The organism is Polaromonas sp. YR568, from assembly GCF_943372955.1.
Lineage (GTDB): Bacteria > Pseudomonadota > Gammaproteobacteria > Burkholderiales > Burkholderiaceae_C > Polaromonas.
This window is the reverse complement of sequence record NZ_CALSAL010000001.1, coordinates 1,131,212-1,151,946: the sequence shown is the minus strand read 5'-3', so window position 1 is coordinate 1,151,946 and position 20,735 is coordinate 1,131,212. Positions and strand designations below refer to the sequence as shown.

Here is a 20,735-nt window from a genome sequence, read left to right as displayed (position 1 = left end):
CTGTCGATGCTGCAGACAGATTCCGTGGCCAGCCTATGACCGAAGACCAGCTCGAACAAGACACCCTGGGCTGGCTGGCCAATGTGGGCTACACCGTGGCCCACGGGCCCGACATCGCGCACGACGGGCCAGCGCCCGAGCGCAGCAGCTACCGCGACTGGCTGCTGGCCGGTCGCCTGCGCAGCGCCATCGCGCGGCTGAACCCGGGTGTGCCTGCCGCTGCACGCGAAGACGCACTCAAGCAGGTGCAAGACCTGGGCACGCCTGCGCTGCTGGCGGCCAACCGGCAGTTCCACCGGCTGCTGGTGGGGGGCGTACCAGTGCAGTACCAGGTGGCGGGCGAGACGCGGGGCGACTTCGTGCGGCTGATCGATTGGGCCAACGTGGCCGCCAATGACTGGCTGGCGGTGAACCAGTTCAGCATCAAGGGGCCGCACCACACACGCCGGCCCGACATCATCCTGTTTGTGAACGGCCTGCCGCTGGTGCTGTTGGAAATCAAAAACCCGGCCGACCAGAACGCCAGCATCTGGAAGGCCTATGACCAGTTGCAGACTTACAAAGAGCAGATTCCGGATGTGTTCCAGGCCAACGAGCTGCTGGTGATTTCTGACGGCGCCGAGGCGCTGATGGGCTCGCTCTCCAGCAACAGCGAGCGCTTCATGGCCTGGCGCACGATTGACGGTGTGGCGCTGGATCCATTGGGCGAGTTCAACGCGCTCGAAACCCTGGTGCGCGGCGCACTGGCCCCGGTGTGGCTGCTGGATTATCTGCGGTACTTTGTGCTGTTTGAAGACGACGGCACGCTGGTGAAAAAGATCGCGGGCTACCACCAGTTCCATGCGGTGCGCATGGCGATTGCGCAGGTGGTGGCGGCATCGCGGCCCGACGGTAACGCGGCTGTGAAGGGCAAGGGCGGCGTGGTCTGGCACACGCAGGGCAGCGGCAAGAGCATCACCATGACCTGCTTCGCCGCGCGCGTGATGCAGGAGCCCGCGATGGAGAACCCGACCATCGTCGTTATTACCGATCGCAACGATCTGGATGGGCAGTTGTTCGGCGTGTTCAGCCTGGCGCAAGACCTGTTGCGCGAGCAGCCGGTGCAGGCCCGCACCCGGCAGGAGCTTCGGGCGCTGCTGACGAACCGGCCATCGGGCGGCATCGTGTTCGCCACCATCCAGAAGTTCATGCCGGGGGAAGACGAAGACCAGTTCCCGGTGCTGAGTGGTCGCGCCAACATTGTGGTGATGGCTGATGAGGCGCACCGCACGCAATACGGCTTTGAGGCCACGCTGAAAAAGCGCAGCAGCCCCCAACCGCCCTCGGTGGTGACGACCGACGGCCAGGCCTCGCGCGCAGCCACCGCACAGTTTGCCCCGCAGGCTGAATACGTTTACCAGGCCGGCTATGCCCAGCACCTGCGTGATGCGCTGCCCAACGCCACTTTTGTGGCATTTACCGGCACGCCGGTGAGCAGTGAAGACCGCGACACGCGTGCCGTTTTTGGCGACTACATCCATGTGTACGACATGCAGCAGGCGCGAGAAGACGGCGCCACTGTGGCCATCTACTACGAATCACGCCTGGCCAAGCTGGGCCTGAAGCAGGACGAGCTGGCCACGCTGGACGACGAGGTGGACGAGCTGGCCGAAGACGAGGAAGAAAGCCAGCAGGCCCGCCTCAAGAGCCGTTGGGCTGCGCTGGAGAAGGTGGTGGGCGCCGAGCCACGCGTGGCGCAGGTGGCGGCTGATCTGGTGCAGCACTTTGAAGAGCGCAACCAGGCCCAGACCGGTAAAGCCATGGTGGTGGCCATGAGCCGCGACATCTGCGTGCACCTGTACAACGAGATCACCCGCCTGCGGCCCGACTGGCACGACGCCGACCCGGAGAAGGGCGCCATCAAGATCGTGATGACGGGCAGCGCCAGCGACAAGCCGCTGCTGCGCCCGCACATCTACAGCGCGCAAACCAAGAAGCGGCTGGAAAAGCGCTTCAAGGACCCAGCCGATCCGCTGCGCCTGGTGATCGTGCGCGACATGTGGCTCACCGGCTTTGACGCACCTTGCGTGCACACCCTGTATGTGGACAAACCCATGAAGGGCCACAACCTGATGCAGGCGATTGCGCGGGTCAACCGCGTGTTCCGCGACAAGCAGGGCGGGCTGGTGGTGGATTACATCGGCATTGGCAATGAGCTGAAGGCTGCGATGAAGGAATACACCCAGGCCAGGGGGCGCGGGCGGCCGACGGTGGATGCGCATGAAGCGTATGCACTGCTGATGGAAAAGATGGATGTGCTGCGTGCCATGCTGCATGGGTTTGACTACGGCGGTTTTTCAAAGGGCGGGTACAAAACGCTTTCTGGCGCGGCTGACCATGTGCTGGGTCTGACCACTGCGCAGGGGCGCGACGGCAAGAAGCGATTTGCCGATACCGCACTGGCCATGAGCCATGCCTTCACCCTGTGCTGCACGCTGGACGAGGCCCGCGCCGTGCGAGACGAGGTGGCTTTCCTGCAGGCGGTGCGTGTGTTGCTGACCAAGAAAGACCTGACAGCGCAAAAACGCACCGATGAGCAGCGCGAACTGGCCATTCGGCAGATCATCGGCCAGGCGGTGGTATCAGAGGAAGTGGTGAATATCTTCGACGCGGTGGGGCTGGACAAACCCAACATCGGTATTCTGGACGACGCGTTTCTGGCGCAGGTGCGCAATCTGCCAGAGCGCAATCTGGCGGTGGAACTGCTGGAGCGACTGCTGCAAGGTGAGATTAAAAGCCGCTTTGCCGGCAACGTGGTGCAGAACCGCAAGTTTTCAGACCTGCTGGGCGACGTGATTCAGCGCTATCAGAACCGCAGCATCGAAACTGCGCAGGTGATGGAAGAGCTGATCGAGATGGCGAAGAAGTTCCGCGAAGCGGCTTCGCGTGGTGAGCAGTTGGGACTGAGCGAAGACGAGGTGCGCTTTTATGACGCGCTGGCCAACAACGAATCGGCGGTGCGTGAACTCACCGACGAGACGCTCAAGAAAATCGCCCATGAGCTGACCGAGAACCTGCGCCAGAACATCAGTGTGGACTGGTCAGCGCGCGAGAGCGTGCGGGCCAAGCTGCGCCTGATGGTCAAGCGCATTTTGCGCAAGTACAAATACCCGCCTGACCAGCAGGACGCGGCTGTCGAATTGGTGCTGCAGCAGGCTCAGGCGCTGGGGGAAAGTTGGGTTTGAAGCTGCGTGTCTGATTCTTAAAATCCCCGGCGCTCATTTGATGCCCTTGCCATGCGCGAGTTCGTACCGTTCGGGCTGAGCCTGTCGAAGCCCTTCGACAAGCTCAGGGCGAGCGGTTGCAATCAACTGGCCGTGATCGAAGGCGCGGCATGGCTTGCTGCCCCTGCCGAGCCGAGAAACGCCTCATAGGTCGAACAAAACAGCGCCGGTATTTCAAAATGCGGCAGGGCGCCGGTCTGGAACACGTTGACTCGCCAGTTGCTGCGGCCTTGCAGAGTCGTTTTGCGCCGGTAGTCGGTGAAGTCGCCCCGCACGCCATGGCACATCCACACCGGGAGTTGCAGGGTGTCATAGACGTTGTGGATGTCGCGGCTGAAAAGCGCGGCCGACAGGAAGTGCAGTGGCGCAAACTCGGCGCCAGGTTGCCTGGCGGTCAGCACGTCATAGCGCCAGAGTGTTTCATCAATGTCGCGCGAGCCCCAGGTCTTGTTCAGGAAAAAGCGGATCACCCCAGGGCGGGTGAGGCTGCGAAACACGGCGCCGCCCCATCCCGGCCCGCGCAGGGCCTTCATCAGCCAGGGCAGGTAGAGCGTGCTGCCCGGTGGCCCGCGGCGTTTGTCCTGGGTGCCGTTGAAGCCGGTGGGGCTCACCAGGGCAGCGCTGCGAAAGTTATGCGGCTGCTCCATAGCTGCGCGCGCCAGAAATTCACTGGAGAGTGAAAGGGCCAGTGCATCAACGGGCTGCTCGCCGCAGCGCTGCCGGATGACAGCCGTCATGGCGTGAAGAGCCTGCGTCATCAGCGCGGGTGTGTAGGCGCGGTCACTGCGCTCTGAGAACCCGTAGCCCGGCAGATCGATGGAGAACACGGTGCGTGTGCGGCGAAAGTGCTCGTGCAGGGGCCGGACTTCCGCCGCACTGGCTGCAGCGTTGACGCTGTGCACCAGCAACAGCGGTGGGCCATTGCCTTCGACGTAATAACTCAGCCGGCCAGCAGGGCTGTCGAATTCGATGCGTTCACCGCTGAGTGCGTGCACGAGAGGTGAGGTCATGGGTGATGGCGCCGGTTGGGGTCGGTTGGGGTTAGCGGCCCTGCATGCGGTTGTATACGAAAGCAAAGGCAAAGACGGCAGCGAGGCACTGATGTACCCGCTGGCTCAGGCTGCTGAATGATAGCCTGCCAGACTCGCACGGAGCATGGCAAGCCCCAGCTGCTCTGGTCAGTTGATGGTCAGTCGAACATCAGGAGGCGCGGCGCCAGCGCATGATGAGGTCGCTGGCGTGGGCGATGCCCGCCGCGCTCAGGCACAGCACCGTCAGCGGCCAGGCGGTGTTCACCAGCACACTGCGTACGGCGAGCATCAGGCACAGGCCTGACACTATGTTGAGCAGGTAGGCGCGTGGCGGCAGGCCTTTGCCCGTCATGCGGTGGTAGGCCAGCAGGGTGAGCGTTTCGAGCACTGTGAGGGCAATCACGGCATCGACCAGCCAGCCGCTCTGCCACAGCAATTGCATGGTGTCCATGAAGGCAGTCAAAACGGGCCGTTCAGCCGCACCGTCGACAGGTTCAGCAGGGAGGCGAAGGACACCCACAGCAGGTAGGGCAGAAGCAGCAGGGCGGCCGCCTTCGACCAGTCCTTGAAGCGCCACATCAGCACGGCAATCGACAGCCACAGAAAGCCGATTTCCATCAGGGCCCAGTCGGGTCGCTGCAGCCGGAAGAACAGCACACTCCAGAGCGTGTTGAGCGCGCCGTTGATGGCGAACAGCACAATCACCGCGCGGCGACTGGCGCTGTCAGGGGCTGCTCGCCACGCCATCACGCCCGCCGCAGCGGCCAGCGCGAAGATGGTGGTCCAGGCGATGCCAAACCACGCGTCGGGCGGTTGCCATGGCGGGCGCACCAGGGCGCGGTACCACGGGCCCAGCACAGTCAGCCAGGCGCCGAGGCTGGACACCGCCAACGCGGCGGCAGAGGCAATGAGGATCGGTGCGAGGAGGGCCTTGCGCGTCATACCCGGGCAAGCCCGAGCAGGTGCGCCATGTCCTTGAAGAAGATGCGCACATGCGCCATCGGTTTCTTGCGGGCCAGTTCCTTGTTCATGTAGGACTCGAAGGTGAGCTGCTGCACGTCGCGGTCTTCGCAGATCTTCACGAAGCGCTCGCGGCGCTTGTCGGTGCGGTACCAGAAGGACTGCATGATGCCCAGCACCCAGAACACCGTACCGTGGGTTTTCATGAAGCGTTTGCGTGCCAGCTTGAGCGCACCGACGTTGCCGGTTTGCAGCAGCTCATGCACCGACTCCGCTGCGAGTTGACCACCGACCATGGCGTAGTAAATGCCTTCACCGGAAGCAGGTGCCACCACACCCGCTGCATCGCCGGCCAGCACCACATCCCTGCCGTTGTCCCAGCGGGGCAGGGGCTTCATCGGGATGGGTGCGCCTTCGCGGCGCAGGGTTTCGGTGCCGTCAAGGCCTGCTGTGGCGCGCAGCCGCGAGACCGCCGCCTTGAGCGAGAAGCCCTTGTCGGCGCTGCCGGTGCCTATGCTCATGGTGTCGCCGTGCGGGAAGACCCAGCCGTAAAAGTCGGGCGACAGCGTGCCCTGGTAGAAGACGTCACAGCGTGCGGCGTCATAGCCGGGGGTCTGGGCCGCAGGTGCGCGGACGATCTCGTGGTAAGCGAAGACGTATTTGGTTTTCTCGGCGCCGGGCACCGCCTGGCGGGCGACTTCAGACCGTGCGCCGTCTGCGCCGATCACGCTTCGCGCCTTGACCGATGCGGGCACGCCTTCGCCACGGGTGTGCTTGTCGCGCACGAGGTAGTGAACGACGCTGGTGCCTTGTTCATCGCGCTCCAGTTTGACAAAACTGCCCGTGCGCCGGACAGCACCCGCAGCGGCTGCACGCTCGCGCAGCCACTCGTCGAATGCGTCGCGATTGACCATGCCGACAAAGCCGTTCTCGATGGGAATGTCCACATGCCGCCTTGAAGGCGCAATCATGCGGGCACAGCGGGCGCGCGCCACCAGCAGGCTGTCGGGGATGGCGAAGTCCTTGATGAGCCGGGGTGGTATCGCGCCGCCACAGGGCTTGATGCGACCTGCCCGGTCCAGCAGCAGCACCGAATGGCCCTGACGGGCCAGCTCATGGGCCGCCGTGGCGCCAGAAGGGCCGCCGCCGACGACCACCACATCGAAAGTTTCAGTTGAGTCCATTGTGATCACCTTGGTTCTGTTTCACATTGCATCGGGCCGCGTGGCGGGTTTTGTTGTTCATGGATTCCCTGATGGCCGGTCTGCATCTCAGGCCTGCGGTGTCAGTGAATAGCTGCCGGGTGCCGTTGGCCCTGTGGCCTGTGGCGCTGCTGCTGTCGGGGATAGGGATGAAGTCGGGCTGCTGATCTTCCAGGCCAGTGCTGCAGAGACCAGGAAGAGGGCGGCCTCCAGACCGAAGACCGAGGCGTAAGCGACGCCCGGAGAGGCAATCAAAAAGCGCGCGATGTCGCTGGCGGCTGTGCCGACCAGCCCACCCAGCCCGAAGGCCACCGCTTGCGCTGCGCCCCACAAGCCCATGCGCACGCCTTCGCGTGACTGCCGGCCTTCGTTGGCCATGCGCATCATGGAGCCGATGGCGCCAATGGAGAAGGCGCCGTTGGCGACGCCCAGCAGAAACACGTTTTCCTTCAACGGCCAGCCAAGGCCTGTCAGGCCAGCGGCTACCAGTCCGGCCATCGCGATGCCAGAGGCCACGCAGCCTCCAATGGTCCAGCCGCGCAGCGAGCCCACATGCCGCCACAGCGGATGGTGGGCCTGACGTGCGCCCCAGGCCCCTGCTGCGGCGACCAGCAGCATGCCCAGCAAGACGCCTGCGTGCTGCACACCGGCCAGCTGCGTCGATGCGCCGGGAGTAAAGCCGAATACAGTGCCGGCGAAGGGTTCCAGAATCAGGTCCTGAGCGCTGTAGGCCAGCATGGAGACGAATACAAAAATGGTGAAGCGGCGCGCTGCGGGCTCACTCCACACCTGCTGCAGCGCCTCCAGAAACTGAGGTCGGCCGGTGGAAGGTGCAGCTTGTATAGGGGCCTGCTGCAGTGGGGAATTTGCCGGAACCCGCGGAGCGCGTTCTTCCAGTCGGTACAGCGCAGCCGCTGTCAGTGTCAGGGCCGCTGCAGCCACGATGCAGGTCACCAGCACCAGCCGTGCCGGGGAATACGGGTCCAGCCAGTGGCCGGCCAGGCCGGCCGTCATGGCAAAACCGAAGATCATCATCATCCAGACCATGGTCGCTGCGCCGGCGCGGCGGCCCGATGGAACGCGCTTGGCCAGCAAAACCAGCAGCGATGTACCGCTGGCACTGACCCCCAAACCGATCAACACAAAACCTGCAACAGCCAGCGCCATACCGGCAGGGCGGTTGGTGGCCATCCATGCGGTGGCCAGCGACGCGGTGATGCCGCCTGTGGCCAGCACAGCCATGCCGCCCATGATCCACGGGGTGCGTCTGCCGCCGACATCCGAGCCATGGCCCATGCGCGGACGCGTGATCTGCACCAGGTAGTGCAGGGCCACCAGAAACCCGGGCAGCAGCGCGGGCAGGGCCAGTTCCACCACCATCACGCGGTTCAGGGTCGAAGTGGTGAGCACCACGATGGCACCCAGCGCCGCCTGCACCAGACCGAGGCGGGCCACGCTGAGCCAGCCAAAAGTCTGTAAGGGCGCGGGGTTGTTCATCCGGCTGTTGCCATGCTGATCGAACGAAGTGCGAAGGCGCTGACCATCATGCCGGCCACGAACAGTGGCACACCGAAGCCGCTGTACCAGAGCGCACGCGATGTGGGTTCCTGCATGAAGCGCCGCATCATGAACGCCTGCAGCAGCACCAGCACCGCGACACCTGTTGCATGAAGGGGCCGCTGCCATTGGATCAGAAGAAGAATTACCAGCAGTTGGGGCACAGCCATGAAGAGGCATGCCACCCGAGCCGCCTTGTCCACGCCGAGCTGCACGGGCAGCGAACGCACGCCCATTTGCCGGTCGCCGGCCACTGCCTTGAAGTCGTTCAGCGTCATGATGCCGTGCGTCGCAGCGCTGTAGAGCGCGGCAAGAATCAGCGAGTGCCCGTGCGGCATGCTGCCGCCAGCCATCACCGCCGCACCGGTGACCCACGCGATGCCCTCATAGCTGATGCCGCAGGCCGCGTTGCCCCACCAGCCGTTTTCTTTCAGCCGCACAGGCGGCGCGCTGTAGGCCCATGCCAGCAGCAGGCCGATGGCGGCAGCACCGAAGCCCCACGGACCCAGCACGGCTGCGACAAGCAGGGAAACAAAAGTCCAGCTGATGGCCAGATACAGGCCCCATCGGCCCGGCATGCGCCCGGAGGGAATGGGGCGCTGCGGTTCATTGATGGCATCGACATGGCGGTCAAACCAGTCGTTGACGGCCTGGCTGGTGGCGCAGACCAAGGGCCCGGCCAGCGCTACACCGACAATCGCCAGTCCCCAGCGCCCATCCATCGAAATGCCAGAGGCCACCACGCCACACGCGAAAGCCCACATCGGCGGAAACCAGGTGATCGGCTTGAACAGCTCCGTGACGGTGGCGAGAGAGGGGCGTGTCATGGATAGGTTTTACATCGGACACCATCAAGTGTCAATTGAGATTGACACTTAAATCTGGGCCAAAAACTGGACGTGATCCATCGGCTGAAAGTGCCGCAGCGCAACAAAAAGCTCAACAAACACCTTAAAAAACAGCACATCAGCCAGCCCTGAACGCAAAAAAGGCACTGCGAGAGTGCCTTTTTGTTGGAGCGGGCGGGAAATTCCGCGCCAGGTCAGTGTTCCACTTCACCGGTCGATTCCCCGATGCCAAAGCGGCGCAGCTTGATGTACAGGCTTTGACGGGACAGGCCCAGCATCTCCGCTGCGGAAGCACGGTTGTCACCGGTCAGCTGCAATGCCGCTTCAATGCACAGCTGCTCGATCAGGTCGGTCGTTTCGCGCACGATGTCTTTGAGCGGCAGGCGGCCGACCAGTTCGGTCATCTGGCTGGCTGAGCGCGGCAGTTCCTTGGCGCCACGGCCGTCGCTGGTGAGGCGCCGGCCCATGTCGCGGATGGTGAAGCCCAGGCAGCGCTGATCGCCAGCATCCACGGAGACCGCAGAAATTTCCACCTCGCTGCTCGCGCCCAGTTCGCCGCGCAGCTGCGTCGCAAACAGTTTGACCGAGCCATGCTGGCGCAGGTTGGACAGCAGCACGCGGAAGTCCACGCCGCTGCGTCCCAGCCATTTGTCAAGCAACTGGCCGCGCGCCTGGTCTTCGGTGCCGATCTGGCCCAGATCGAGGAAGGCGCGATTCACGGTGAGGATGCGGCCTTCGATGTCGGTCACCACCAGCGCGTCGGGGGCGCTTTCCATCACCTGCAGCAATTGCTGCTTGCCGTTGTCGGTGTTCACCGCTGCGGCCGAGTCCTGGGTCGAGAAACGCAGCAGGAAGTGGAGGGAGTTTTCCTGGCGGAACTGCGAGGCCGTCAGTGTGAGCGGCTGGTTCTGCTCCAGCAGACGCACCTGCACTGCGTCTGCACGGCCAGTGGCGCGAAGGCGATCAAGCATGTGGCGAACCGCGTCAGCACTGGTCGAGTCAAGGCTGTCTGCCAGTGCCCAGCCGGGGCGCTTGGCCTTTTCGCCAAACAGTTCGAGGGCCGCCGGGTTGGCTTCTTCCACCTTGTCGATGGAGCCACTGAGGATCAACACTGGCTCGGTGGCCATCTGGAACAGCAGGCGATACCGCGTCTCCACCTGGCGAAGGCGCCAGTAGTCGCGTTCCATGGAGAGTTGTGCCGTGACCAGCCGCTGCTGCAGCGCCACCTGCGCGCGCAGGTCGCGGCCGAAGGCGAGGGTGAGCGTGGTTTCGCTCGAAGCGGGCTGGCCCTTGCGGCGCACAGGCACCACTGAATAGGACAGGGGCAGATCCGCCGCACCGCCAGCCACCGGGTGGTTGACATGGCGCCAGCGAACGCCGTCACCCGAGACGGGGTTCTTCAGCAGTGCTTCAATCTTGGGCTGGCTTTCGACGGTGACGGTTTCAGACCATGTCTTGCCGAGCCATTCGTGGCAGCCCTGAGTGCGGAGATCGTCGCTGCCAAGCGCCAGATCGCGAATGACGCCAGAGTCGTCAAGCACCAACACGACATCTGCCGCGGCTGTGATCAACTCTGCCGCCGTATCGACGTCCAGATTGGCAAGGAATTGACTCGGCATTTCAAAATGCCGGTCAATGAACGCTTGCGTTACCTGTTGCATGAGTTGTCTTTCATCCGGATATTAGGTGTAAGGTGGGGGCGTGAGCTGAGGTTTCAACTGCTGACACCGATGCGCGTGTTGCGCGCCGCGAGTTTTTCGGCCATTTCAGGGGCTGTACCGCCGTTGATGATGATGGCATCGGCGGAAATCTGCGCGGCATATTCCGGATGGAGTGCAAACACTGCACCCCCGGCGATTATAGGGACGCCGGTATTGACGCTTGCGCGGCGCACCTCTGCAATGCATTCGGCCAGTCGCAGGATGCTGGTTTCGCTGCCCAGCGAGAAGCCGACAACGTCATACCAACCCTGCTTGACCATGACCGCGGGAGACACGTCGCTGGCGCCGAAATTGGTCGATACGTCCCAGCCGGCGCGGTGGAAAAACTCGGCCACGAGAGAAAGACCAAAGGTGTGTTGTTCGCCGGGGCAGGGCACCAGCAGAATGCGGCGTCCGGGGTTGGCATCGGTTTGTGTGGGCGGCGGTGCCGCTGCTTCGCTGTTCTCGCGCAGCACGTGCTGCAGGCGGCCCAAGCCCATGGTCACTTCGGTAAAGTCGCAGAGATCGCGCTCCCACAGCTCGCCCAGATGTCGGGCCACTGGCGCCAGCAGATCCAGAAAGATCGACTGCATCGGGATGCCGCGCGCCCGGAAGGACATCACGCTGCGCTGAAGCGCTGCATCGTCGTCGTGAAGCACCATGCGCGCAAATTCAAGCACGTCTTCAGGCGAGACCTGCTCCATCACGGGCAGGTCCATCGAGCATTCGTGCGGGAAGCGGTGTGCCAGCATCAGGCGCGGGATGATTTCGTATTCGACAGCCTTGGCCAGCAGCATGGTACGCAGACTGGTCTGGTCGGGCATGTCTGCACGTTCGGACTGCAGGAATCCCTCGACGCCCTGCGCGTAGTTGTTACTGGCATCCGGCCACGGATCCGATGCGGAGCCGAACCCTGATCCCTCTGGCTTTTCAGATTCATATCTGGAAAACGAGCCCATCTCACTTCTCCTGCGCCGCCTTTTCATGGCGCGGTTGGTGCCAATGCGCACGGGCTACGGTCCTGGCCGGAGCTCTACTACGTCATCAGATTTTGCAATTTCTCCCGGCGACCCTGTTTTGCCTCTTTTGCAAAACACACTCGCCAGATCAGCTTGTACCTGTCCACTTGTGTCACCGTCAAAACATTTGTGCAGATGCCCGGGTAAGTACTAAGTACTTGTTTCAGTATCTGGTCGGTCAACGATTTCTATTCAATGTAAATAAATATATACGTCAATTTAAGTTGACACAAGTCCCAAGCGCGTCTAAATTCAACCCAAACCCCACATGAGCACCAAAACAATGCAACCTGGCGCCCCGAGACCAAAAACCAGCGCCCCGCTTTACACACCGCAGCAGCGTGTGCGGCGCGATGGCACTGTCTGGACCCTGGTGCAGGGCATTCTGGCCCCGGTGCAGTTTCTGGTGTTCCTGGTCAGTCTGGTGCTGGTGCTCCGCTTCCTCTGGACGGGCGAGGGCGAGTACGCCGCCACGGTGTCTGTGGTCATCAAGACGCTGACGCTCTACACCATCATGATCACCGGCTGCATCTGGGAGAAGGTGGTGTTTGACTGCTACCTCTTCGCTCCAGCCTTCTATTGGGAAGACGTGTTCAGCATGCTGGTGCTGGCACTGCACACCGCCTATCTGGCTGCGCTGATGTCCGGCTGGCTCGATGCGCGCGGACTGATGCTTCTGGCGCTGGCGGCTTACGCCACCTACGTCATCAACGCTGGCCAGTTCATCTACAAGCTGCGCATGGCCCGGCTTCAGGGGCAACCAGCCGCATCGGCCGATCAGCCTTCAGGAGTCGCCGCATGAGCCCGGTCATTCCGATTCATGCAGCCACCGGTGGCTGCTCTGATGCGCCGGTGCTGAAGGAGCGCGGCCAGCGCGAGGTGTTCTGCGGTTTGACTGGCATCATCTGGCTGCACCGCAAGATTCAGGACGCATTCTTCCTGGTGGTCGGCTCGCGCACCTGCGCGCACCTGATCCAGTCCGCCGCTGGCGTGATGATTTTTGCCGAGCCCCGCTTTGCGACCGCGATCATTGACGAGCGTGACCTCGCTGGTCTGGCCGACTGCAATGAAGAGCTTGACCGCGTGGTCACCCGGCTGATTGAGCGGCGCCCTGAAATCAAGTTGCTGTTTCTGGTGGGTTCCTGTCCATCGGAAGTCATCAAGCTCGATCTGTCGCGCGCAGCGTCGCGCCTTTCGGGTCGCTTCTCGCCGGATGTGCGGGTGCTGAATTACTCTGGCAGCGGTATCGAGACCACTTTCACCCAGGGCGAAGACGCCTGCCTCGCGTCGCTGGTGCCCAGCCTGCCCGTGTGCATTGCCGATACACCCACCGAACTGCTGGTGGTGGGTGCACTGGCCGATGTGGTGGAAGACCAGTTTGCCCGGCTGTTCAAACAGATGGGCATTGAGCGCGTTCGCTTTTTCCCGCCGCGCCATGCCACCGACCTGCCTGCGGTTGGCCCCAACACCGTGTTTCTGCTGGCGCAACCCTTTCTGGCGGACACCGCCGTGGCGCTGGAAGCTCGCGGTGCCAAGCGCCTGCCTTCACCGTTTCCACTGGGTGTGGAGGGCACCACCGCCTGGTTGCAGGCAGCAGCCAGCGCCTTCGGTGTGGAGGCTGCCACATTCGAGGCCGCCATAGCCGCCAGCCGCGAGCGTGCCACCACCGCTGTCGCACGCCAGCGCACGCAACTTGCTGGCAAGAGCATTTTCTTCTTCCCCGATTCCCAGCTGGAAATTCCGCTGGCCCGTTTTCTTTCGCGTGAACTGGGCATGACGCTGGCCGAGGTGGGCACGCCCTACCTGCACCGCCAGCACATGGCCGAAGAGCTGGCCTGGCTGCCTGAAGGCACCTTCCTGTCAGAAGGCCAGCATGTGGAAAACCAGCTCGACCGTTGCCGCGCAGCGCAGCCCGACATCGTGGTCTGCGGTCTGGGGCTGGCCAACCCGCTCGAAGCCGAGGGCATGACCACCAAATGGGCCATCGAACTGGTCTTCACCCCGATCCAGGGCTATGAACAGGCGGCCGATCTGGCTGAGCTCTTCAGCAGACCACTGGTTCGCCGAATGCGGCTAGCCGCCTAGATTGATCAAAGGCCACCACGATGCAGCTCACACTCTGGACCTACGAAGGACCGCCGCATGTGGGGGCGATGCGTATTGCCACCGCCATGAAGGACGTCCACTACGTCCTGCACGCACCCCAGGGCGACACCTACGCCGATCTGCTGTTCACGATGATCGAGCGCAATGCCAAACGGCCACCGGTCACCTACACCACCTTCCAGGCGCGTGACCTGGGTGGCGACACCGCCGAGCTGTTCAAGAACGCTGCCCGCGAGGCCTACGCCCGCTTCAGCCCCAAGGCCATGATGGTCGGCTCCTCATGCACCGCCGAGCTGATTCAGGACGATCCGGGTGGCCTGTGCAAGGCGCTGGATCTCCCCGTACCCGTGGTGGCGCTGGAGCTGCCTTCGTACCAGCGCAAGGAAAACTGGGGCGCTTCGGAGACTTTCTATCAGATGGTTCGCCAGCTGGCCGACACCAGCGTGCGCCGTGCGCCACAAACCGAAGGGGAGAGCGAAGGCGAGACCCGCCGCCCACGCTGCAACATCCTCGGCCCGGCGTCGCTGGGCTTTCGCCACCGCGATGATCTGCGTGAGATCACCGGTCTGTTGACCGACATGGGCGTGGACATCAACGTCACCGCACCGCTGGGCGCCACGCCCGCCGATCTGGCTCGTCTGGGCGACGCTGATTTCAATGTGGTGCTCTATCCAGAGATCGCCATGCTGGCCGCCAGCTGGCTCAAGCGCACCTTCAACCAGCCTTCCACACGCACGGTGCCCATCGGCTCTGGCGCCACGCGTGATTTCATCGCTGAGGTAGCCGAACTCGCCGGTGTGGATCCTTCGGGTGTGCTGGCCAACGCCGAGGCGCGTGCCCCTTGGTATGCCAAGTCGGTGGATTCGACCTACCTCACCAGCAAGCGTGTGTTTGTCTTTGGCGATGCCACCCATGTGGTCGCCGCAGCCCGCATCGCCGCGCAGGAAATGGGCTTCACCGTGGTCGGACTGGGCACCTACAGCCGCGAGTTCGCCCGCGAAGTGCGCGAAGCCGCACAGCTCTATGGTGTCGAGGCTTTGATCAGCGACGACTACCTTGAAGTCGAGGCCCGCATTGCCGAACTGCAGCCCGAACTGGTGCTGGGCTCGCAGATGGAGCGCCATATTGCCAAGCGCCTGGGCGTGCCCTGCGCCGTCATCTCGGCGCCGGTGCATGTGCAGGACTTTCCGGCGCGGTATTCACCGCAAATGGGTTTTGAAGGCGCCAACGTGTTGTTTGACACCTGGGTGCATCCGCTGATGATGGGGCTCGAAGAGCACCTGATCGGCATGTTCCGCGGTGATGCCGAATTCCATGAGGACGCCGCGCCGTCGCACCTGGGTGGCGCTGTGACCCCTCGGGCGCAGACCGTTGCAGCGTCGGCCGAGCCTGCCCATGTACTCGCAGCAGAAGCCACGACTGCAGTAGAAGCAGCCAATGAAACGCTGTCCCCTGCAGAAGCCACCTGGGGCATCGACGCTGAAAAAGAGCTCAAAAAGATTCCCTTCTTCGTGCGCGGCAAGGCCAAGCGCAACACCGAGCGCTTTGCGATGGATCGCGGGGTGTCCCTGATCACCGTGGAGACACTGTATGACGCCAAGGCTCACTATGGCCGCTAAGCCGATGTCTGCAGTCAATCACCAAAGGGTTCGTCTGGTCGTCGTGACCATGGACACCCACTTCGCAGGCGCTGTCGAGCGGGCGCAGGTCACACTGGCGCGCGAGCTGCCCGGCCTGTCGGTGGCCTTTCACGCCGCTTCTGAATACGCGGGTGACGAAGCCGCCGTGGCGCGTTGCTGCGATGACATTTCCAAAGCCGACATCGTGGTCTGCGGCATGCTGTTTCTGGAAGACCACTTCCTGCCGGTGCTGCCCGCACTGCAGGCCCGGCGTGACCATTGCGATGCGATGGTGTGCATGGCTTCGGCTGCTGAAGTCGTCAAGCTCACTCGCCTCGGCAACTTCGACATGGCCAAGCCCGCCAGCGGCCCGATGGCGCTGCTCAAGAAGCTGCGCGGCAACAAGGAAAAAGCCTCCACCGGCGGCGCGGCGCAGATGAAGATGCTGCGGCGCATTCCGCAGCTGCTGCGCTTTGTGCCCGGCACCGCACAGGATGTGCGCGCCTATTTCATGACGCTGCAGTACTGGCTGGGCGGCTCGGACGAGAACATCCTGAACCTGATCCGCCACGTGGTCAATCGCGGTGCAGACGGCGAGCGCAAGGAGCTGCGCAGCGTGGTTCGTGCAGAGCCACCCATCGAATATCCGGAGGTCGGTGTATACCATCCGCGCATGGCTGGCCGCCTGGCGGCTGAAGTGTCTGCCTTGCCGATGCCTGCAACCCCGGTGGTGGGCACGGTCGGTCTGCTGGTGCTGCGCTCGTATTTGCTGTCGGGCAATTCGGCGCACTATGACGGCGTGATTGCGGCGATGGAGGCGCGCGGCTTGCGCGTGATTCCCGCCTTCGCGGCCGGTCTGGATGCGCGGCCCGCCATTGATGAATTTTTTGTGCGCAACGGCCAGACCATGGTCGATGCCGTGGTGTCGCTCACCGGCTTCTCGCTGGTCGGTGGCCCGGCCTACAACGATGCCAAAGCTGCCGAAGACATTCTTTCCAGGCTGGATGTGCCTTATGTGGCAGCCCACCCGGTGGAGTTCCAGACCCTCGCGCAGTGGGGTGGTTCCGAGCGCGGTTTGCTGCCAGTGGAAAGCACCATCATGGTGGCGATTCCCGAGCTGGACGGCGCGACCAGCCCGATGGTGTTCGGTGGTCGCCCTGGCCATGCCGGCGTGACCTGCACCGGCTGCCACCACGCCTGCACCTTCACCGCGAACGACACCGCACAGGACATGCAGTCCTGCCCCGAGCGCGCGCTGATGCTCGCCGCCCGTGTGAGCCGGATGGTGGCGCTGCGCCGCAGCCAGCGCGCCCAGCGCCGCGTGGCCGTGGTGATCTTCAATTTCCCGCCCAATGCCGGAAACATCGGCAGCGCGGCTTACCTCTCGGTGTTCGAGTCAATGTTCCACACGCTCAGCGCGATGAAGGCGCAGGGCTACACAGTAGACATGCCCGCCAGCGTGGACGAGCTGCGCGACGGCGTGCTGCAGGGCAATGCCAGCCGCTACGGCGCAGACGCCAACGTGCACACCCTGATCAGCACCGATGACCATGTCCGCCGCGAGCGCTGGCTCAGCGAGATCGAAGCCCAGTGGGGCCCGGCACCCGGGCGCCAGCTCAGCAACGGCACCGACATCCTCGTGCTGGGCAAACAGTTTGGCAATGTGCTGGTGGCTGTGCAACCTGCCTTCGGTTATGAAGGTGACCCGATGCGCCTGCTGTTTGAAAAAGGCCTGTCGCCCACGCATGCGTTCTCGGCGTTCTACCGCTACCTGCGCGAGGACTTCAATGCCCACGCGGTGCTGCATTTCGGCACCCACGGCGCGCTGGAGTTCATGCCAGGCAAGCAAAGCGGCATGTCCGGCAACTGCTGGCCGGACCGCCTGATTGGTGATCTGCCGAACATCTATCTCTATGCCTCCAACAATCCCTCGGAAGGCGCGATCGCCAAACGCCGTTCCGGCGCCACGCTGATCAGTTACCTCACGCCACCAGTGTCGGAGGCCGGTCTGTACAAAGGCCTGGTGGACCTGAAAGCCTCCATCGAACGCTGGCGCGGCATGGACCCGGACGCCCGGGAGCGCGCTGACTTCGCGGTGTTGCTCCAGTCGCAGGCTGCCGCACTGAACCTGACGCCGGCCGAGCCCCTGTGGGATGCGGCTGTGGGCGGCGATGCCGACCATCAGGTGGCGCTGCTTTCAACGCAGGTGCTGGAACTCGAATACACGCTGATCCCTTGCGGCCTGCACGTCACTGGTCGCCCGCCGAGTGTGGCCGAGCGCGTCGACATGCTGCTGGCCATGACCGAAGCCTGGGCTGGTCAGCGCCCGCCGCGCGAGACCGTACGGGCGCTGGTGGATGGTCACACCGTCGATCAGGCCATGAAGATCGGTCACATGCACGGCGATGTCGAGCTGGTGACGGCGATGACCCAACTGGGCGAGGCCAACACGCTTCTGTCCAAAGATTCTGAAGTCGAGGCGATTCTTCGCGCCCTGGATGGCCAGTACATCCGCCCTGCCCCTGGTGGTGACATCCTGCGCACCCCGGCCGTGCTGCCCACCGGCCGCAACCTGCACGGTTTTGATCCCTTCCGCATTCCGAGTGCCTTTGCTGTGAAAGACGGTGCCGAGCAGGCCAAGCGCCTGCTGGAGCGCCACATGCGCGAAACCCACCAGTTGCCCGAATCGATTGCGATGGTGCTGTGGGGCAGCGACAACCTCAAGAACGAAGGCGCACCGATTGCGCAGGTGCTGGCCCTGATGGGCGCCTTGCCGCGCTTTGACAGCTACGGCCGCATCGCCGGCGCCACGCTGGTGCCGCTGTCTGAACTGGGCCGCCCGCGCATTGATGTGGTGATCACGCTGTCTGGCATCTTCCGTGACCTGATGCCGCTGCAGATTCGCATGCTGGCTGAAGCCGCCTATCTGGCCGCATCGGCCGATGAGCCACTGGAAGAAAACTGGATTCGCAAACATGCGCTGGCCTACCAGGCTGAGCATGGCTGCACACTGGAAACCGCATCACTGCGCGTGTACGGCAACGCCGAAGGCGCCTACGGTTCCAACGTCAACAACCTGGTGGAAAGCAGCCGCTGGTCTGATGAGAACGAGCTGGCCGAGACCTATTCGCGCCGCAAGGGATTTGCCTACGGACGCACTGGCCTTGCGGTGCAGCAGACCGCCTTGCTGCAAAGCGCGCTGGCCGATGTGCAGCTGACCTACCAGAACCTGGATTCAGTTGAACTGGGCGTGACCACGGTGGACAACTATTTCGACACGCTGGGTGGCATCACCCAGGCCGTGAAGCGCGCCCGTGGCGGCGTGACGCCACCGGTTTACATCGGTGACCAGACCAAGGGCGATGGCGCCGTGCGCACACTGCATGAGCAGGTGGCACTCGAAACCCGCACCCGCATGCTCAACCCCAAGTGGTTCGAAGGCATGCTCGAAAGCGGCTACGAAGGCGTGCGTCAGATTGAGGTGCATGTCACCAACACCATGGGCTGGTCTGCCACCACCGGCCAGGTACAGCCCTGGGTGTATCAGGAATTGAGCGAGACATTCATGCTCGACCCCAAGATGCGCAACCGGCTGGCCAAGCTCAACCCCACGGCATCTGCGCGTGTGGCGAGCCGCCTGCTTGAAGCGTCAGACCGCCAATATTGGCAACCCGATCCGGAAGTTCTCGCGGCGCTCAGACAGGCCAGCGAAGAACTTGAAGACCGGCTCGAAGGTGTTTTTGAAGGAGCTACCGCATGATGGAAACCAGCGTTCCCCTGACCGACCTGAGGCGTGCCTCGGGGAAGTCCCACCGCGAAGACGGCGAGGGCAGCCTGCAGGTCCAGCTGGATCCTTCGCTGAAGATCGGCAATGCCAAAGTCTTTGCCATTTACGGTAAGGGCGGTATCGGCAAGAGCACCACCAGCAGCAACCTGTCGGCGGCGTTCTCACACCTCGGCAAGCGCGTGCTGCAAATCGGCTGCGATCCCAAGCATGACAGTACCTTCACGTTGACCAAGAAGATGCTGCCCACCGTCATCGACGTGCTGGAAACGGTCGACTTCCATGCCGAAGAGCTGCGTGTCGAAGACTTCGTGTTCCCGGGCTACAACGGCGTGATGTGCGTCGAAGCCGGTGGCCCGCCTGCCGGTACCGGTTGCGGCGGTTACGTCGTCGGACAAACGGTGAAGCTGCTGAAAGAGCACCACCTGCTGGAAGACACCGATGTGGTGATTTTCGATGTGCTGGGCGACGTGGTGTGCGGTGGTTTTGCCGCGCCACTGCAGCACGCCGACCGCGCGCTCATCGTGACGGCCAACGACTTCGATTCGATCTTTGCGATGAACCGCATCGTGCAGGCCATCGGCGCCAAAGCCAAGAACTACAACGTGCGTCTGGGTGGTGTGATTGCCAACCGCAGCGCAGCCACCGACCAGATCGACAAATACAACAACCAGATTGGCCTGAAGCTGGCCGCGCACTTCCCGGACCTGGATGTGATTCGTCGCAGCCGTCTGAAGAAGTCCACGCTGTTCGAGATGGAAACCTCGCCCGAGCTGGAAGCCGTCAAAAAGGAATACATGCGACTCGCTGCTTCCTTGTGGCTGGGCGTGGAGCCGTTGGCCGCCGTGCCCATGAAAGACCGCGACATCTTTGACCTGCTGGGATTTGATTGATGAACACTACCAACGCCAACTACCTTGAGCGCCGGCTCGAAATCGAAACCTATTTCGACCGCACGGCAGCCAAGGCGTGGGAACGCCTGACCTCTACCGCTCCGGTGGGCCGGATTCGTGCCACGGTAAGGGCAGGGCGTGACCAGATGCGGAGCACGCTGCTGTCATGGCTGCCGCAGGACATGCGTGGCCTGCGTCTGCTCGATGCCGGTTGCGGCACTGGCGCGCTGGCCATGGAGGCCATGCAGCGCGGCGCTGAGGTGGTGGCGATTGACCTGTCGCCGACGCTGGTGCAACTGGCACGCGACCGCGCAGCCCCCTTGCCGGCCAACGACATGGGCGGCAGTGTGGAGTTTCTCTCGGGCGACATGCTCGACGAGGCGCTGGGTCGCTTCGACCACGTGGTGGCGATGGACTCGGTGATTCATTACGACACCCCCGATATTTCACGCGCTGTGCAGCGGCTCGCTGCCCGCACCAGCGGCAGCGTGCTCTTCACGATTGCGCCCAGCAGCCCGCTGCTGACCGTGGCGCACAGTGTCGGGCGGCTCTTTCCGAGCAGCGACCGTTCGCCCGCACTGACGCCAGTGTCACAAGCCCTGCTGCGCAAGTCGCTGCAACAGGCTTTTGCAGGTACCGGCTGGATGGAAGGCCGCAGTCAGCGGGTTTCCAGCGGCTTTTACACCTCACAGGCGTGGGAGTGGGCACGGTGAATCTCCAGCGCTTTCTGTCGCCCTCCTGGGCGCTGAATCT

The 20,735-nt window shown here is 63.3% G+C and carries 15 protein-coding genes; 7 read left to right on the top strand and 8 right to left on the bottom strand.

The window, feature by feature from the left end:
- Positions 1–35: 35 nt before the first annotated feature.
- Positions 36–3,224: a type I restriction endonuclease subunit R gene (locus tag AAG793_RS05460; protein ID WP_341905100.1), complete on the top strand. Its 3,189-nt coding sequence runs from the start codon at positions 36–38 to the stop codon at positions 3,222–3,224.
- A gap of 122 nt (positions 3,225–3,346) precedes the next feature.
- On the opposite strand, the gene AAG793_RS05455 is transcribed toward AAG793_RS05460, so the two are convergent.
- From AAG793_RS05455 to AAG793_RS05420, 8 genes are all read right to left on the bottom strand, one after another.
- On the bottom strand, positions 3,347–4,273 hold the full coding sequence (locus AAG793_RS05455; protein WP_341905099.1) for an alpha/beta hydrolase: 927 nt from the start codon (positions 4,271–4,273) through the stop codon (positions 3,347–3,349).
- Between the two features lie 190 nt (positions 4,274–4,463).
- On the bottom strand, positions 4,464–4,745 hold the full coding sequence (locus AAG793_RS05450) for a hypothetical protein (RefSeq protein ID WP_341905096.1): 282 nt from the start codon (positions 4,743–4,745) through the stop codon (positions 4,464–4,466).
- A gap of 8 nt (positions 4,746–4,753) precedes the next feature.
- Positions 4,754–5,236 (bottom strand): TspO/MBR family protein, encoded by a 483-nt coding sequence (locus tag AAG793_RS05445; RefSeq protein WP_341905094.1) that lies wholly within the window; start codon positions 5,234–5,236, stop codon positions 4,754–4,756.
- Positions 5,233–6,438: a geranylgeranyl diphosphate reductase gene (locus AAG793_RS05440; protein ID WP_341905091.1), complete on the bottom strand. Its 1,206-nt coding sequence runs from the start codon at positions 6,436–6,438 to the stop codon at positions 5,233–5,235. The genes AAG793_RS05445 and AAG793_RS05440 overlap by 4 nt, the downstream gene beginning before the upstream one ends.
- Before the next feature lie 87 nt (positions 6,439–6,525).
- Positions 6,526–7,953: a BCD family MFS transporter gene (locus tag AAG793_RS05435; RefSeq protein WP_341905088.1), complete on the bottom strand. Its 1,428-nt coding sequence runs from the start codon at positions 7,951–7,953 to the stop codon at positions 6,526–6,528.
- A complete protein-coding gene (gene chlG / locus AAG793_RS05430; RefSeq protein WP_341905085.1) occupies positions 7,950–8,840 on the bottom strand; it encodes a chlorophyll synthase ChlG in 891 nt (296 codons plus the stop codon). Before chlG ends, AAG793_RS05435 begins: the two co-directional genes overlap by 4 nt.
- 215 nt (positions 8,841–9,055) lie before the next feature.
- Positions 9,056–10,522 (bottom strand): transcriptional regulator PpsR, encoded by a 1,467-nt coding sequence (gene ppsR / locus AAG793_RS05425; protein ID WP_341905082.1) that lies wholly within the window; start codon positions 10,520–10,522, stop codon positions 9,056–9,058.
- A gap of 53 nt (positions 10,523–10,575) precedes the next feature.
- Positions 10,576–11,520: a cobalamin B12-binding domain-containing protein gene (locus tag AAG793_RS05420; protein ID WP_341905080.1), complete on the bottom strand. Its 945-nt coding sequence runs from the start codon at positions 11,518–11,520 to the stop codon at positions 10,576–10,578.
- Between the two features lie 328 nt (positions 11,521–11,848).
- Between AAG793_RS05420 and bchF the strand changes: the two genes are divergently transcribed.
- The 6 genes from bchF to bchM are packed head-to-tail and all read left to right on the top strand — an operon-like array spanning position 11,849 to position 20,695.
- The gene (gene bchF, locus AAG793_RS05415) at positions 11,849–12,382 is read left to right on the top strand and encodes a 2-vinyl bacteriochlorophyllide hydratase (protein WP_341905078.1); all 534 of its coding nucleotides are present in this window, start codon (positions 11,849–11,851) and stop codon (positions 12,380–12,382) included.
- Complete coding sequence (locus tag AAG793_RS05410) at positions 12,379–13,665, top strand: ferredoxin:protochlorophyllide reductase (ATP-dependent) subunit N (RefSeq protein WP_341905076.1); 1,287 nt, start codon at positions 12,379–12,381, stop codon at positions 13,663–13,665. The genes bchF and AAG793_RS05410 overlap by 4 nt, the downstream gene beginning before the upstream one ends.
- A gap of 20 nt (positions 13,666–13,685) precedes the next feature.
- The gene (gene bchB / locus AAG793_RS05405; protein ID WP_341905074.1) at positions 13,686–15,305 is read left to right on the top strand and encodes a ferredoxin:protochlorophyllide reductase (ATP-dependent) subunit B; all 1,620 of its coding nucleotides are present in this window, start codon (positions 13,686–13,688) and stop codon (positions 15,303–15,305) included.
- Positions 15,277–19,065, top strand: coding sequence for a magnesium chelatase subunit H (locus AAG793_RS05400; protein WP_341905072.1), 3,789 nt, complete (start codon positions 15,277–15,279; stop codon positions 19,063–19,065). The genes bchB and AAG793_RS05400 overlap by 29 nt, the downstream gene beginning before the upstream one ends.
- On the top strand, positions 19,065–19,982 hold the full coding sequence (gene bchL / locus AAG793_RS05395) for a ferredoxin:protochlorophyllide reductase (ATP-dependent) iron-sulfur ATP-binding protein (protein WP_341905433.1): 918 nt from the start codon (positions 19,065–19,067) through the stop codon (positions 19,980–19,982). Before AAG793_RS05400 ends, bchL begins: the two co-directional genes overlap by 1 nt.
- Positions 19,982–20,695 carry a magnesium protoporphyrin IX methyltransferase gene (bchM, locus tag AAG793_RS05390; protein ID WP_341905069.1) on the top strand — a complete coding sequence of 238 codons (714 nt, stop codon included), beginning with the start codon at positions 19,982–19,984 and terminating at the stop codon, positions 20,693–20,695. The genes bchL and bchM overlap by 1 nt, the downstream gene beginning before the upstream one ends.
- The last annotated feature ends 40 nt before the right edge of the window (positions 20,696–20,735 follow it).

Excerpts from the sequence above, each read along its gene's own strand:
- bchB (WP_341905074.1), top strand. The coding sequence starts at position 13,686 with ATGCAGCTCACACTCTGGACCTACGAAGGACCGCCGCATGTGGGGGCG.
- bchL (WP_341905433.1), top strand. The coding sequence starts at position 19,065 with ATGGAAACCAGCGTTCCCCTGACCGACCTGAGGCGTGCCTCGGGGAAG.
- bchF (WP_341905078.1), top strand. The coding sequence starts at position 11,849 with ATGAGCACCAAAACAATGCAACCTGGCGCCCCGAGACCAAAAACCAGC.
- AAG793_RS05400 (WP_341905072.1), top strand. The coding sequence starts at position 15,277 with ATGACGCCAAGGCTCACTATGGCCGCTAAGCCGATGTCTGCAGTCAAT.
- bchM (WP_341905069.1), top strand. The coding sequence starts at position 19,982 with ATGAACACTACCAACGCCAACTACCTTGAGCGCCGGCTCGAAATCGAA.
- ppsR (WP_341905082.1), bottom strand. The coding sequence starts at position 10,522 with ATGCAACAGGTAACGCAAGCGTTCATTGACCGGCATTTTGAAATGCCG.
- AAG793_RS05455 (WP_341905099.1), bottom strand. The coding sequence starts at position 4,273 with ATGACCTCACCTCTCGTGCACGCACTCAGCGGTGAACGCATCGAATTC.
- chlG (WP_341905085.1), bottom strand. The coding sequence starts at position 8,840 with ATGACACGCCCCTCTCTCGCCACCGTCACGGAGCTGTTCAAGCCGATC.
- AAG793_RS05420 (WP_341905080.1), bottom strand. The coding sequence starts at position 11,520 with ATGGGCTCGTTTTCCAGATATGAATCTGAAAAGCCAGAGGGATCAGGG.
- AAG793_RS05435 (WP_341905088.1), bottom strand. The coding sequence starts at position 7,953 with ATGAACAACCCCGCGCCCTTACAGACTTTTGGCTGGCTCAGCGTGGCC.
- AAG793_RS05450 (WP_341905096.1), bottom strand. The coding sequence starts at position 4,745 with ATGGACACCATGCAATTGCTGTGGCAGAGCGGCTGGCTGGTCGATGCC.
- AAG793_RS05460 (WP_341905100.1), top strand. The coding sequence starts at position 36 with ATGACCGAAGACCAGCTCGAACAAGACACCCTGGGCTGGCTGGCCAAT.
- AAG793_RS05445 (WP_341905094.1), bottom strand. The coding sequence starts at position 5,236 with ATGACGCGCAAGGCCCTCCTCGCACCGATCCTCATTGCCTCTGCCGCC.
- AAG793_RS05440 (WP_341905091.1), bottom strand. The coding sequence starts at position 6,438 with ATGGACTCAACTGAAACTTTCGATGTGGTGGTCGTCGGCGGCGGCCCT.
- AAG793_RS05410 (WP_341905076.1), top strand. The coding sequence starts at position 12,379 with ATGAGCCCGGTCATTCCGATTCATGCAGCCACCGGTGGCTGCTCTGAT.